Source organism: Citrobacter sp. H12-3-2 (genome assembly GCF_009649895.1).
In the GTDB taxonomy this organism is placed as follows: domain Bacteria; phylum Pseudomonadota; class Gammaproteobacteria; order Enterobacterales; family Enterobacteriaceae; genus Citrobacter; species Citrobacter portucalensis.
Genome location: NZ_CP045837.1, coordinates 1,508,745 through 1,523,604 on the forward strand (window position 1 = coordinate 1,508,745; position 14,860 = coordinate 1,523,604).

The 14,860-nt window shown below is 46.2% G+C and carries 11 protein-coding genes, 1 tRNA gene and 2 pseudogenes; 7 read left to right on the forward strand and 7 right to left on the reverse strand.

The features are described from left to right. Positions 1 to 17: 17 nt before the first annotated feature. From GHC22_RS07140 to GHC22_RS07150, 3 genes and pseudogenes are all read left to right on the forward strand, one after another. Positions 18 to 836, forward strand: a pseudogene (locus tag GHC22_RS07140) (lytic transglycosylase domain-containing protein); the annotation flags it as partial. A gap of 156 nt (positions 837 to 992) precedes the next feature. Further along, positions 993 to 1,373, forward strand: a pseudogene (locus GHC22_RS07145) (phage head-binding domain-containing protein); the annotation flags it as partial. Positions 1,374 to 1,787: 414 nt separating this feature from the next. Continuing rightward, the gene (locus tag GHC22_RS07150) at positions 1,788 to 2,897 is read left to right on the forward strand and encodes a right-handed parallel beta-helix repeat-containing protein (RefSeq protein ID WP_370458818.1); all 1,110 of its coding nucleotides are present in this window, start codon (positions 1,788 to 1,790) and stop codon (positions 2,895 to 2,897) included. A gap of 4 nt (positions 2,898 to 2,901) precedes the next feature. Here the strand turns inward: GHC22_RS07150 and GHC22_RS07155 are convergent, their stop codons facing one another. From GHC22_RS07155 to GHC22_RS07180, 6 genes are all read right to left on the reverse strand, one after another. Further along, entirely contained in the window at positions 2,902 to 4,176 is a 1,275-nt protein-coding gene (locus tag GHC22_RS07155; RefSeq protein ID WP_153752557.1) for a DUF6056 family protein, read from the reverse strand. Beyond that, positions 4,173 to 5,090 (reverse strand): glycosyltransferase family 2 protein, encoded by a 918-nt coding sequence (locus tag GHC22_RS07160; RefSeq protein ID WP_153752559.1) that lies wholly within the window; start codon positions 5,088 to 5,090, stop codon positions 4,173 to 4,175. Before GHC22_RS07160 ends, GHC22_RS07155 begins: the two co-directional genes overlap by 4 nt. Further along, positions 5,087 to 5,449, reverse strand: a complete 363-nt coding sequence (locus tag GHC22_RS07165) for a GtrA family protein (RefSeq protein ID WP_153752561.1) — start codon at positions 5,447 to 5,449, stop codon at positions 5,087 to 5,089. Before GHC22_RS07165 ends, GHC22_RS07160 begins: the two co-directional genes overlap by 4 nt. Positions 5,450 to 5,586: 137 nt before the next feature. Further along, positions 5,587 to 6,756, reverse strand: a complete 1,170-nt coding sequence (locus GHC22_RS07170) for a tyrosine-type recombinase/integrase (protein ID WP_153752564.1) — start codon at positions 6,754 to 6,756, stop codon at positions 5,587 to 5,589. A 152-nt stretch (positions 6,757 to 6,908) separates the two neighbouring features. Next, positions 6,909 to 6,983 (reverse strand) — tRNA-Arg (locus GHC22_RS07175). 75 nt (positions 6,984 to 7,058) lie between these two features. After that, positions 7,059 to 8,000, reverse strand: a complete 942-nt coding sequence (locus tag GHC22_RS07180; RefSeq protein WP_046670109.1) for a formate/nitrite transporter family protein — start codon at positions 7,998 to 8,000, stop codon at positions 7,059 to 7,061. 288 nt (positions 8,001 to 8,288) lie between these two features. Between GHC22_RS07180 and mlaA the strand changes: the two genes are divergently transcribed. Next, positions 8,289 to 9,044, forward strand: coding sequence for a phospholipid-binding lipoprotein MlaA (gene mlaA / locus GHC22_RS07185; protein WP_003028190.1), 756 nt, complete (start codon positions 8,289 to 8,291; stop codon positions 9,042 to 9,044). Positions 9,045 to 9,103: 59 nt separating this feature from the next. Here mlaA and fadL read toward each other — a convergent pair whose 3' ends face one another. Next, positions 9,104 to 10,387, reverse strand: coding sequence for a long-chain fatty acid transporter FadL (gene fadL / locus GHC22_RS07190; RefSeq protein ID WP_153752566.1), 1,284 nt, complete (start codon positions 10,385 to 10,387; stop codon positions 9,104 to 9,106). Between the two features lie 371 nt (positions 10,388 to 10,758). On the opposite strand from fadL, the gene GHC22_RS07195 reads away from it, so the two are divergent. The 3 genes from GHC22_RS07195 (at position 10,759) to fadJ (ending at position 14,678) form a co-directional block, all read left to right on the forward strand. Next, positions 10,759 to 11,043, forward strand: a complete 285-nt coding sequence (locus GHC22_RS07195; protein WP_003834838.1) for a YfcZ/YiiS family protein — start codon at positions 10,759 to 10,761, stop codon at positions 11,041 to 11,043. A gap of 177 nt (positions 11,044 to 11,220) precedes the next feature. After that, the gene (gene fadI, locus GHC22_RS07200; protein WP_008785369.1) at positions 11,221 to 12,531 is read left to right on the forward strand and encodes an acetyl-CoA C-acyltransferase FadI; all 1,311 of its coding nucleotides are present in this window, start codon (positions 11,221 to 11,223) and stop codon (positions 12,529 to 12,531) included. Beyond that, positions 12,531 to 14,678, forward strand: coding sequence for a fatty acid oxidation complex subunit alpha FadJ (gene fadJ / locus GHC22_RS07205; RefSeq protein ID WP_153752568.1), 2,148 nt, complete (start codon positions 12,531 to 12,533; stop codon positions 14,676 to 14,678). Before fadI ends, fadJ begins: the two co-directional genes overlap by 1 nt. Positions 14,679 to 14,860: the final 182 nt, after the last annotated feature.

Sequence of the window (14,860 nt, forward strand, 5' to 3'; positions counted from 1 at the left end):
TGCACCGTTGGTAACATTATCGCGATGAATTGGCTACGGGTAATGTTGATTTGAAACAATTAAGCAATCTGCGCAGTCAATTCAGACAGGATGTAAAAGGGGAACGAGTTTTTATGCCAAATCGCTCTGATGCTGCTATTCAGCGCGTATACAGAGCTATGACGGGTGATATTGATAATTCAATAGGACAAAACCTTGGGAATGACACTCTGCGAAGATATAAGCAAGCTAATGCAGTCTACGCAGATGAAGCCAGCAAACTGCAGAATACACGCCTCAAGAATGTGATCATGAAAGGTGATTTAACGCCTGAAGTGGTCAACAACATGCTTTTCAGCAAGAATAAATCAGAGGTACAAAATCTGTACCGGTCAGTCGGCCAGGTTGGACGAGCCCAAATGCGTAACGGCATCATCGGAAAGGCTATGGAGAAATCAGGCGGCTCTCCTGATCAGTTCCTGCGCCAGGTAAATATGATGTCAAACCAGACTGGAATCGCTTTTAAAGGACGTGATGCTGCTTATCTGAAAGGACTAAAGAACTATCTTGAGTCAACAAAACGGGCAGGGCAAGCAGGCGTAACAACACCAACAGGTCAGCAGACAATCCCATTCATCTTAGGTATCGGTTCTGCAACAAACCCGGCGCTCGTTGGGGTCGGTGGTGGTTATGGATTACTGGCGAGAATGTATGAGAGTGAACCGGCGCGGAATGCGATGCTTCGTCTGGCTAACACGCCACGTGGTTCTACCGCGTTTGAGAAAGCGTTAGCTGAAGTTGAGCGGGCTGTTAACTCTGTTGCTCAGGGTTCTAAGTCTGAATCATTAAGCGAATAACAGCTTACCGACGACAATTCCGCAAAGTAACAAAGCGAAGTTAAGCAAGTCACGTTCCATAAATCCTCCTGATTTTTAATTAATCATAACCCAACTATAACGCAACGCTGCGTAAGTTTTAGCTTGTGCGGCTTTGCTTCGCCCGGAGCATAGTAAATGTCAGACATCACAGCCAATGTCGTAGTAAGCATGCCATCTCAGTTGTTCACTATGCCGCGATCATTCAAGGCAGTGGCAAATGGTAAAATTTATATCGGTCAGATTGATACCGATCCGGTAAATCCTGCGAATCAGATTCAGGCCTACCTTGAAAATGAAGATGGTACCCATGTTCCTGTATCGCAGCCACTTATCATTAACGCTGGCGGGTATCCGGTTCACAACGGACAGATTGCCAAGTTCGTAACTGTGCAAGGTCATTCTATGTCTGTTTATGATGCGTATGGCAATCAGCAGTTCTATTTTCCCAATGTGCTGAAGTATGACCCTGATCAGTTCAAGATTCTAATAGAAGGAGATGATGGCTATAAATACATACCAAGTCTCAAAAAAATAAAATCAGAAATACCAGCAGAATATTTTCGAACAATATCTAGTGATGACCAGTCAACACTTCAGAATGCTATTGATTATGCAACGTCTAAAGGATGGTCAGTATTTTTTGAAACTGATAAAGTATATAGAGTTAGATCTGTCAATGTTTCTTGCATGTTGCGTGGATTCTCTTTCATTGAAAGGATTGAAGGAACATCAGAAATATTGATAAATATGATTAGTGGAGGTGGATTAAAAGATGTAACTATAGATGGAATGATAACATCAGGAAATGATACTGTTGGAAATATTGTTTGCCAAGGGTTAATTTCTGTTTGATTTAAGAATATAAAATCAATTAATGCCGGTGGGCATAACATAACAATTAGAGACACTCCTGAAAATGGAGGAAATACAATTAAAGATTGTTATATTTCAGGAACGCGTGTTGGATATGGTATTTATCTTAGGAATGCGCGTGGTGAATTAATTAAAAATACAAAGATAACAAAATGTGCTTGTGATGGTCTTGTGTTATCAAATTCATCATTTACTGAATCTCCTGTTGAAATTGTTGGCGTAGAATCATTTGATAATGGTGGGAATGGCATAACGACACAGTTTATAACAACATCAACAACGCCTTCCGGGGATCAAGTAAAGATTACTAGATGTAGATCTCATGATAATGGTCAGAACGGTATTGTATGCCAGACATCTCACTCAATAGTTTCTGGCAATCAAAGTTATAGAAATGGTTCGACAACTTCACATCAGGGAATGTTATTCAATGGTGAGTATATAACATCGTCAAGTAATATTTCATATAAAAACTCAGGTTACGGTTTTGATTTTGGTGATTGTAGAAATTCTGTGAGTATAGGTGATATATCGCATAATAATGGATGGCTTGGTTTTGAAATAAATGCTTGTGAGGATTTTTCTCTTTCAGGTTTCTCTTCATATTCTAATTTGAAAGACAAATCACCAGCAGATATGCAGGCTGAAATATTAATACACAAAGGTAATGGTGGATATCCATTTGCTGGGTTAAGTAAGGGGATAGTCGTATCTAGTGGAACTATAAAAGGAGGTGGTGGCGGGCAAAAATATGCCATAGAAATTGATGAGAATAGTTATGATGTTGTTGTTACTGGCGTTAGTTGTGCTAATGTTGGGATAGATGATGATATATTCACAAAATCAAGAAAAGTCATAATTAGAAATAATGTAACGAGATGGGATCCACTTAACGATGCTAGGGTATCGTCAAGTGGGGCTGCATTAAATATCCCATCCACAGGGGAAAGTATCCAGATAAGTGGTGCCGCAGATGTTAATAATGTTTTTATCAAGAATGGCGGGGCATATGTAAGAGATAGAATTGTAAAATTAATAGCAGATCAAACTAACAATCTAATTCTTGAGCCAGGAGGTAATATAAACATCTCATCAGCCGTAGTTGTACCTGCTGGATCAGTGGCTACAATATGGGGGAAAGGGGATGGTAAATGGTATGTTTTATAGCCCCTTATGGGGCTTTAACTCCTATAAATTCGCATCCGTAATACTCTTTTAGATGAGTGGTGTTCCTGTAAAACCACTCATCTCTGTTATTCACGTAACGGTAGTCTGAGTTGTTTTTAATTAAATTTATTTTAATCCCGGTTTTGCAATCATTTGTATTTAACAACGAGTTGATGTATTCAGATCTTTTTGATATTTGCTCATTATATAATTTATTTTCATTATACGTTTCATATCCAACAGACAGTGACATGATCGCTATAACAATGCAAATAAATACCGAAACTTTATGATTTTTAATATTGCATATTGCACATGCGATAAAAGAAACCATTACACACCAGGAGAACATGAAAGATCTGGCTTCGGTATATGGCGATGCTAACATCGAGCCAGAAACTAGTATGGAGGATATAATCATCAACCAGTGCTCTGGTTTAATTAATCTGTTTTTTATAAGATAAATAACTGCTGCAATGCTAAAGTAAAATAACATCCAAGATGTACTAAAAAACACATTGATAACATCAAGCGCCCTTTCTGGCAATCTATAAATAAAACTTTCTCCGTGGTGATACCACTGATTATACATGTGTGACCTGTATCGAGTCGATGGAGCAAGCATAAGAGTAGCCCACCCAAAAAACGTAAATAAAGGTATTAAAGATAGTCTAGAAAATAACTTACGCATTAAAATAAGTACTGATATCATAAAAAATATAGTGGCGACTGGAACATTTTCAAACGATAAACCAGTTAAAAAACCAAGAACTGGAGCCACAAAAAAATATTTACTGTCTCTTAGTTTAAGCAGCCTGTTTGTATTCATGAAGTAATTACAAACAAAAAGAGTAATTATCATTGGTATTGTATACCCAGCTACAACGGTTCTCCAAAAAAAAAGCTCCATACCGGGCCATAAAGAAAACATGCATAACAAAGCAACTGAGAATTTATAAAAATCAACATCATCACTAAATAGCTTCAATATGATATAAGGAAGACCTAAAAATGATAATGAAGCCACGAAAATGAAAAATACATCAGGCATGCTCAAGGCGTATATTGCAAACTGCTCCCCCAGCCTGGCATTCCATGTCGTTATCTGATTGGCTGATTTGGAAAAAGCCCATGCCAATCTTTCAATTATACCTTGGTTGGTGAAGTGTTTAGATAAACCGAAATCTTCACCTTGTAATGGGGAATTTATGAATGTTATAAAAAATATAAAAAAAACTATAACAGCAGAGTAATTAAATACCTTTTGTGAAAACTTCATTTTTTACCCTTAATAATATACCGAGGCCTTTTTTTTGTCTCTATATAAATTCTACCTATATATTCACCAAGTACACCAATCCCAATCAACTGAATACCGCCAAGGAACAGAATAGAAACAAGAAGTGATGGATACCCGCGAACAGCATTACCGAATACAATCGTGTTGAAAATCATCCATGTACCGTAAAGGAATGCGCAACCAGCAACTAAAATGCCAACATAAGTCCATACTCGTAGAGGGAATGTAGAAAAACTCGTAATGCCTTCAAGTGCTAGATTCCAGAGTTTCCACCCATTAAATTTAGTGTCACCGGCTACACGTTCGGCACGGGCATATTCAACTACGTCAGTGCGACCACCAACCCAGCTCAGCACGCCCTTCATGAACAGGTTGCGCTCAGGCATGAGTTTGATGTTTTCAACAACCTCGCGAGACATGAGCCGAAAGTCGCCAACGTTTTCTTCTATTTTGGGGTTGCTAATTTTGTTATGCAGCTTATAGAACCACTCTGCCGTTTTGCGTTTCAGTCTTCCATCAGTGGAGCGGTCTGTTCTTTTCGCCAGTACCATATCCGCGCCAGCTTTCCACTTGGCGATGAGGTTAGGGATGACCTCGATAGGGTCTTGCAGATCAACATCGATTGGAATAATCGCTTCGCCGGTAGCGTTGTCGAGACCAGCAAACAGAGCCGGTTCCTTGCCGAAGTTTCTCGTGAATGATAGCGGAACGACCAACTTATCGGACACAGCCAAAGCATTGATTATAGCTTCAGTTGAGTCGCTGCTTCCGTCATTAATGAATACTATCTCAACGTCGTGCTCTTTTAATTCCTCAAACTCGCGTACCTTTTTATAGAATATAGGTATCGTGGCCTCTTCATTAAAGACCGGAACGACTAAAGAAATTTTCATTTCGCATCCCTAAAGACAATGAATTTTGAATAGATAAATCCGCATATCAGACTGATGGCAGAGAATGCGATTAGCGTGACGATGGGTGCCATTCCTGATTTATCAGCAGCCCAGCCAACAATTGCGCTCAGTGTTCCCATAAAGCCAACATACAGCATGTAGCGCATAGTTGTTGTTGATGCCTTGAAGGTGAATTTTGCATTAGCAAAGAAACTGAACGACACAGCTACAACGAATCCTGCAAAGTTACCGAGAGCCTGCCCCGTATGAAGTGCGTAAATGCAAACGGCGAACACTACCCAATGAATGAGTGTGTTGATAACGCCTATTGATGTGTACCTGGCGAATAGCTTTAACATTATAAAAATCAGTGAATTCTTAGAGGCCGAAAGTTTAGCATTTGAAAGTGGATCGATCGACCTGTGATGTTGGTAGGTGAGACAAAAACGGGACACACAAAGCTTTGCATCGGTTTGCAAGACTTTGCGCTGCTTTCCTATGATACCTTTTCATCAAGCCAGTCAGCCCACCACTGCATCATCTCCCGGCGAGTATCGAGATAGGCGGCGTGGTTGTATACGGACCGGGTTCCTCCGCTGACGTGTGCCAGTTGCATTTCTATGGCATCACTGTTCCAGTGCTTCTCGTTCAGTACGGTACTGAACTGGTGCCTGAATCCGTGACCGCTTGTCTGTCCTTCATAGCCAATGCTACGAATCACCTCAAGAACAGCGTTCTCGCTGATTGGCTTCTTCCTGTCGTTTCTTCCAGGAAAGCAAAGCGAATACTGGCCAGTTATGTGCTGCAATACTTTGAATAGCTCAACGACCTGATCTGACATAGGGACGATGTGAAGCTTCCTGCCTTTCATTACCGACGGGTCGATACTGATAATCCTGTTTTCATAATCTATTCCTGACCATACCAGCGATCTCATTTCGACGGTTCTCATAACTGTATAATGCAATACCTGAGTTGCTATCTTCATTACTATCCAGCCGCCGTACGCGTTCAGAGCCCGCTGGAATTCATGTATGCGATGCATGGGAAGGAAAGGGTAGTTGTTCTTACGGTATCCTTTCATGGCTCCAGCAAGGTCTGGAGATGGATTGTATTTAGCCCTGCCGGTTACTATCGCATAACTGAATACCTCACCACATCTGCGTCTCGCTTTATCTGCGCGTTCCATTGCTCCCCTATCCTCGAACAGCCGGATGACCTTCAGCAGAGTCATTGGCTCGACTTCTTCCATGCGTAAATGGCCGATGATCGGGAGTATGTCATCCGTGAACATGCTCATCATCTCGTCAGCATATCCTTTCGACCACACTTTTGATTTATGGGCATGCCATTCATGGAAAATGTCACCGAACGAATCGGCTACAGCCTCTTTCTCTTTCTTCTTAATGGCTTGCTTTTGCTCTGCCGGATCAACACCGGTCAGCAACTTCATTTTTGCTTCTGACTGTTTTGAACGGGCCTCTGTAAGAGATATTTGAGGGTATGGCCCGATAACAAGAGTCTTTTCTTTACCATCTAACCGGTACCGCATGCGCCACACCTTTTTCCCGGAAGGGGGAACGAACAGGAATAGACCTCCTGCATCTGCCAGGCGATATGATTTTTCCGCAGGCTTTGCTGCGTCTATTTGCTTTACCGTAAGCATGTGGGCATAAATCCATGGTCATTTTTCAATATGCCCGCAAAAGTTTGGCGTAGTCAATTCATGTTGAGTAATGTGCGGTAACGTCAGAATGTTTGTGTGACTGTGATATCAAGGGTTTTGGTAATGGGAGGAAATGGCGGGTAACGAAGAAATGGTGTCCCCTGCAGGAATCGAACCTGCAACTAGCCCTTAGGAGGGGCTCGTTATATCCATTTAACTAAGGGGACGAAGCGGCACGAGTATAGCGTTTTTTACTCACAACGGTAAGTCTCAAGCCGCCCGACTGCTCAAACAGTCACCATTCAGGCCTGTTTTTTCTGGTTTTTCTGTGTTTGCTCATCACGCTTTGCTTGCAACCGGGCTTCTTCCTTGCGTTTGTTGCTCATATCATTGCGGATCTGCGCATGGCTCATCAGTGCGAAAATAAACGTTCCGCCACAGATATTCCCGGCGAGCGTTGGTAGCGCAAAGGGCCAGAAAAAATCACTCCAGTGCAGCGTGCCATTAAAGACCAAATAGAGAATTTCCACCGAGCCGACGACGATATGTGTGGTATCACCGAGGGCAATCAGCCAGGTCATCAGAATAATGACCACAATTTTTGCCGCTCCGGCGGCGGGAAACATCCACACCATGGTGGCAATTAACCAGCCGGAAATGATGGCGTTGGAAAACATCTCCACAGGAGTGTTTTTCATCACATCCATGCCGATTTTGACAAAAGCATCGCGGGTCTCTTCATCAAAAATCGGCATATGTTCAAACGCCCATGCTGCAACCCCGGTGCCAATAATATTACCCAGCAGAACCACGCTCCACAGGCGCATCAACAGGCCAAAATTGCCGAGGGTAGGGTTTTGCATCACCGGCAGTACAGCGGTGACGGTATTTTCGGTAAAGAGTTGCTGGCGGGCCATAATGACAATAATAAAGCCGAAGGTATAACCGAGGTTCTCGAGTAAAAATCCCCCTGGCACACCTTCCAGCTGTACGTGAAAAATCCCTTTTGCCAGTAGCGAGGCGCCCATCGACAGTCCTGCTGCGATGGCTGACCACAGTAGCGCCATCGCGTCACGCTCCATCTCTTTCTCCCCATCCTGGCGAATATGTTCATGGATTGCCATGGCGCGGGAGGGGAGTCTGTCCTCATCAAGCTCTATCTTTTTTCCTGTTAGCTTTTCATCGCTTTCCACCTCGAGTTCGTCGCTGTGTCGATCAATCTTATCTTTCTTGATGTCATTCATGGCCGAATCCTGAATAAGCACGTATTGCTAAAGCGTAGCGGCTTTTGTCTGAAAATCAGCGGGAGAAAGTCTGAGATAGCAAAAATAGTAACGTTTGTTTTTATCGGGTTAGTTAGAATAGAACCGCCGCGGAGTGCGCATTACCAGGCTATGATCAAATCAGTAAGACAGGGTATATAGACATCATTTGACGTGCTGTTACAATCGCTCACATCTAAACAGGCGGATACGTCATCGTTCCGTCATGGATGGCAATCAGCGATAGCCATAAAACACAGGGAGACACTTATGAAGCTTCGCCTGTCGGCGCTTGCGCTGGGAACCACACTTTTGGTGGGGTGTGCGAGCTCCGGTACTGAACAGCAGGGGCGTTCGGACCCATTTGAAGGGTTCAACCGCACCATGTACAACTTCAACTTTAATGTTTTAGATCCATACGTTGTTAGACCCGTAGCTGTTGCCTGGCGTGACTATGTTCCGCAGCCGGCGCGTAATGGTTTAAGCAACTTTACGGGGAACCTTGAAGAGCCGGCCGTCATGGTCAACTATTTCCTGCAAGGCGATCCTTATCAGGGGATGGTGCACTTTACCCGTTTCTTCCTGAATACCCTGTTAGGTATGGGCGGCTTTATCGATGTGGCAGGTATGGCTAATCCGAAGTTGCAGCGCGTTGAACCACACCGCTTTGGCAGTACGTTAGGCCACTATGATGTTGGTTACGGGCCGTATATGCAGCTTCCGTTCTACGGTAGTTTCACGCTGCGTGATGACGGCGGCGATATGGTCGATACGCTGTATCCGGTACTGTCCTGGCTGACCTGGCCGTTGTCGATAGGCAAATGGACGGTTGAAGGGATTGAAACTCGTGCGCAATTGCTCGACTCTGATGGTCTGCTGCGTCAGTCTTCCGATCCTTACATCATGGTGCGTGAAGCTTACTTCCAGCGTCATGACTTTATTGCGAACGGCGGGAAACTCAAACCAGAAGAAAACCCGAACGCGAAAGATATTCAGGATGATTTAAAAGAGATCGATTCTGAGTAAGGAATTGGGCAAATAAAAAGGTGAGCTAAAAAGCTCACCTTTTTTACGTCTGAAGAAAATCAGAATGCGTAGTTGAAGTTGGTACCAAACAGCCAGGCTTTACCTTCAGACTCGAAAGTATAATACGGGCCTTCTTTGACGGTCACGTTCTGCCCGTGCATGTAAGATACGCCAACGTCAATAGACGCATCTTCGTTAAAGGCATAAGTGGTACCCGCGCTCAGCCACAAGCGGTCCTGATCTGGTATGGAAATGGAGCGTTTGTCCGCTGGAACCGGGCTATCGTCATAGGCGATACCGGTACGGAACGTCCAGTTTTTATCCATATAGTAGGTTGTACCCAACGCCAGACGGTAAGAATCCCGGAAACCTTCTTCTTTATAGAACAGGGTTTGTCCGTTAGTACCGGTCGCTTTTAACTCCTGGAACTGGCTCCAACTGGTATAAGCGATGCTGTAGTGAATAGCCCACTGCGGAGCTACGCGGTTGTAACCCGACAGTTCCCACATTTCTGGCAAGTTAAGCGTCAGTGCACCAGGAACTGTGTTGTTATTGGTTCCCCATGGGAATGTCACGCCAGCACCCGGAGCTCCATTGACCAGGCTACTCAGGCCGCTCTTATAATCGCCATCGAAGTCAATTTTAACTTCGGAACGGTACGTAAAGCCCCAGCGGTTATTTTTATCCAGCTCATACAAAATACCCGCATTCCAGCCGTAACCCCATTCATCGCCTTCCATGCTAGCAATTTTAGGGCTGACTTTCGGTAATGCAGCGGTCATCTCACCAGAATAACGTTCAATTTTTGCATCAGCATAAACGGCGTTAAAACCGAGACCGAAGCTCCAGCTGTCATTCAGACGGTAGGCACCGCTCAGGTTGAGGTTGACCGTTTTAAGGTCAGTCTTCCCACCATATTCACCAACGATATAACTGTCATTAAATTCGGTCGCCAAACCATAGTTTGAGGTGACAGAAGCACCCCAGCCAAACTGTTCGTTGATAGGCATCACGAAGTGAGCGTTGGGAACCCACGCCGTAGGGGCGATGTTATCTGCGTCGGTGCTACGTCCGGTGAACGGCGATTTACCGGAAATATTAACGTCTGGATCGATATACACCGCACCTGCTGAGAAAGTAGGGCGATCAAACATCATAATCAATGCCGGGTTACGACTGGCGTTACCTGCATCATCTGCAATTGCGCCTTCACCCGAATATGCCCGGCCAAGGCCAGAGGAAGAAAATTCGTTTAACTGAAAGCCTGCAGACCAGGCCTGTGTGGAGATAATTGCCACTGCGACTGCGAGAGCAGACTTTGTAAACAGGGTTTTCTGGCTCATGACCATAACCTCATAGATTTATTTTTATACAAACAATGTTACATGCCGTAACAGGAGCGCGAAGTGTAGGGTCTGAGGTACGACTTAGAAATCAGACCAGTGGCGTGAGTATAGGTCGGACCAGCTGGAATGTTGCAAGTATGTTTATAAATATTTTCAAATTTGATCAGAGAAACGCGATCCAGCTGGCAAAATTGCGGGGGTGCGCACTCACCTGTTTGGGCGATTTTTGTTTTAGATCATTTTTAAGTGTGATTTCGGTCACTTATCGCATTTCATACAATTAACGACTGGAGAGGCGAATAATGGGAGCGTAAAATATCCCTATCGTTTATCTGGCACCTCAGGTGCGAATACAGAGGAAATCTACAATGAGTAAATGCAGTGCTGATGAAACCCCGGTTTGCTGCTGTATGGATGTTGGCACCATCATGGACAACTCCGATTGCACCGCGTCCTACAGCCGTGTGTTCGCGAACCGCGCAGAGGCAGAAGAAACGCTGGCCGCTCTGACCGAAAAGGCGCGTGGCGTGGAATCTGAGCCTTGCCAAATCACCTCGACCTTTACTGAAGAGTCAGAAGGTGTGCGTCTGGATATCGACTTTGTTTTTGCCTGTGAAGCTGAAACGTTGATCTTCCAGCTGGGCCTGCGTTAATCCCCCTCTGTAAAAGCCCTTGCTATCAGATAGCAAGGGCTTTTTCGTAACTGTCAGTGATTATTCACTGTGTCTTAGCTCCCACTTTCTTTTCTCTCCGCTTGGCTAAATGTAAAAAATTGGTTAAGACTATGATCAGGTCAGACCACTTATTTTATTTTTTTACAGGGGAGTGTTATGAGTCAGGCTTTACCGCTGGTTACCCGCCAGGGCGACCGTATTGCCATTGTAAGTGGGTTGCGTACGCCATTTGCTCGTCAGGCTACCGCGTTTCATGGCATTCCCGCCGTTGATTTAGGAAAAATGGTCGTCGGTGAGCTGCTGGCGCGCAGCGAAATACCTGCTGATGTGATTGAGCAACTGGTTTTTGGTCAGGTAGTGCAAATGCCTGAAGCGCCAAATATTGCTCGTGAAATCGTGCTGGGAACCGGCATGAATGTGCATACGGATGCCTATAGCGTAAGCCGAGCCTGCGCGACCAGTTTTCAGGCAGTGGCGAATGTCGCGGAAAGCCTGATGGCGGGGTCTATTCGTGCGGGAATTGCGGGTGGTGCGGACTCCTCGTCAGTCTTGCCTATTGGCGTTAGTAAAAAGCTGGCGCGGGTGCTGGTGGATGTCAATAAGGCCCGGACTACCGGTCAACGCCTTAAACTCTTTTCCCGACTGCGTTTACGTGACCTGATGCCTGTGCCGCCAGCCGTCGCTGAGTATTCCACCGGTTTGCGTATGGGGGATACGGCTGAGCAAATGGCCAAAACCTATGGTATTACCCGAGAACAGCAGGACGCTCTGGCGCACCGCTCTCATCAGCGTGCCGCTCAGGCGTGGGCTGAAGGAAAGCTGGCAGATGAGGTAATGACTACCTACGCGCCACCGTTTAAAGATCCTTTTTCAGAAGATAACAATATTCGCGGTAACTCTACGCTGGCCGATTACGCCAAACTACGTCCGGCGTTTGACCGCAAGCACGGCACTGTCACTGCAGCAAACAGTACCCCGCTGACGGACGGTGCAGCCGCCGTGATCATGATGACGGAGTCGCGTGCGAAAGAGTTGGGGCTGGTGCCGCTGGGATACCTGCGTAGTTTTGCTTTTACCGCCATCGATGTCTGGCAGGACATGCTGCTGGGACCTGCGTGGTCAACGCCGCTTGCCCTGGAGAGAGCGGGTCTGACGATGGCAGATTTAACCCTGATCGACATGCATGAAGCTTTTGCCGCTCAAACGCTGGCGAATATTCAGTTGCTGGGTAGCGAACGTTTTGCCCGCGACGTGCTGGGCAGAGCACATGCCACTGGCGAAGTTGATGACAGTAAATTTAACGTGCTGGGTGGATCGATTGCCTATGGACACCCCTTCGCCGCCACCGGTGCGCGCATGATTACCCAAACCCTCCATGAGTTACGACGTCGTGGCGGTGGTTTTGGTTTAGTGACCGCCTGTGCAGCTGGTGGTTTGGGTGCAGCCATGGTTCTGGAGGCGGAATAATGGAAATGGCATCGGCTTTTACACTAAACGTACGTCTGGATAACGTTGCTGTTGTCACCATTGATGTGCCCGGAGAGAAAATGAACACCCTGAAAGCGGAGTTTGCTTCTCAGGTACGGGCCATTCTGAAACAAATCCGCGATAACAAAGCATTGCGCGGCGTGGTGTTTATTTCGGCTAAACCCGATAACTTCATTGCCGGGGCGGATATCAACATGATTGGTAGCTGTCGCAGCGCGCAGGAAGCCGAAACGTTGGCCCGTCAGGGGCAGCAGATGATGGCTGAAATCAATGCCTTGCCGATCCCGGTTATCGCCGCGATTCATGGCGCATGCCTCGGCGGTGGCCTGGAGATGGCGCTGGCGTGCCACAACCGTATTTGTACCGATGATGTTAAAACCGTACTGGGTTTACCGGAAGTACAACTTGGCTTGTTGCCCGGCTCCGGTGGTACGCAGCGGCTGCCGCGCTTGATTGGCGTAAGTACCGCACTGGATATGATCCTCACCGGAAAACAATTACGCGCAAAACAGGCGCTGAAAGTTGGTTTAGTGGATGAAGTTGTACCGCATTCCATTTTGCTGGAAGCAGCCGTTGAACTGGCTAAAAAGGACAGTTCTGCGCATCGAACACTGCCCGTGAGAGAGCGAGTGCTGGCGGGGCCGCTGGGGCGGGCGCTGTTGTTCCGCATGGCCAGTAAAAAGACGGCGCAAAAAACGCAAGGTAACTACCCTGCAACAGAACGTATCCTTGAGGTCATCGAAACCGGGCTAGCGCAAGGCAGCAGTAGCGGTTACGACGCTGAGGCCCGCGCGTTTGGTGAACTGGTGATGACATCCCAGTCTCAGGCGCTACGGCACATCTTTTTTGCCAACACCGATGTGAAAAAAGATCCCGGAAGTGATGCGAAACCTGGCCCGCTAAACAGCGTAGGTATTTTGGGCGGCGGTCTGATGGGCGGCGGTATTGCCTACGTGACGGCCTGTAAAGGCGGCTTGCCTGTGCGCATCAAAGATATAAACGCTAAGGGAATCAACCACGCGCTGAAGTACAGCTGGGATCAGCTTGAAACGAAGGTTCGCCGCCGTCATATCAAAGCCAGCGAACGCGATAAACAGCTGGCGCTGATTTCGGGATCAATCGACTACCGTGGCTTTGCGCATCGCGATCTAATTATTGAAGCCGTGTTTGAAGATCTGTCGCTAAAACAACGGATGGTGGCAGAAGTTGAGCAAAATTGCGCACCTCATACCATTTTTGCTTCTAACACCTCATCTTTGCCCATTGGCGATATTGCTGCGAACGCTGCAAGGCCCGAACAAGTGATTGGTTTACACTTTTTTAGTCCGGTGGAAAAAATGCCGTTGGTCGAAGTGATCCCGCATGCCACGACCTCTGAGCAGACAATTGCAACTACCGTTAAGTTAGCGAAAAAACAGGGCAAAACGCCGATAGTGGTGAGAGATAAGGCCGGCTTTTACGTTAACCGCATTTTAGCGCCTTATATTAACGAAGCGATTCGCATGTTGACCGAAGGTGAGCGGGTCGAAACCATAGACGCCGCGCTGGTTAAGTTTGGTTTTCCAGTTGGGCCAATCCAACTTTTGGATGAGGTCGGAATTGATACGGGCACTAAAATTATACCAGTGCTTGAGGCTGCATATGGAGAACGTTTTAGCGCGCCTGCAAATGTTGTTGCTTCAATTTTGAATGACGATCGCAAAGGTAGAAAAAATGGTCGGGGTTTCTATCTTTATGCTGCGAAAGGGCGTAAAAGCAAAAAACAGGTCGACCCTGCAATTTATACGCTTATTGGCGTCCAGGGTCAGGGCCGACTTACCGCCGCGCAGATAGCAGAGCGGTGCGTTATGTTAATGCTCAATGAAGCAGCCCGTTGTTTCGACGAGAAGATAGTCCGCAGCGTACGTGATGGCGACATCGGCGCTGTATTTGGTATTGGTTTTCCGCCATTCCTCGGCGGCCCGTTCCGGTATATGGATTCTCTCGGCGCGGGTGAAGTGGTTGCGGTTCTGCAACGGCTGACCACGCAGTACGGCTCGCGGTTTACACCGTGTGAGCAGTTATTGCAGATGGCGGAACGCAGTGAAAGATTCTGGAATATTGGGGAAACTGACCTGAATTCATGAGGTCAAAGGTAGGATGAATCCGCACTGAATGTATGGGTCGCGCTCAAAATGTAAACAGAGATTGACTATACTTACGCCGTTAAGGTAAAAAACAGCGTTTCATTCGGTGAATGGATAAGGCACAATGCCGGCCACCATATCGTTACCACAGCCAATAGGGGCTGTGAATAAAGGTAGTGGTG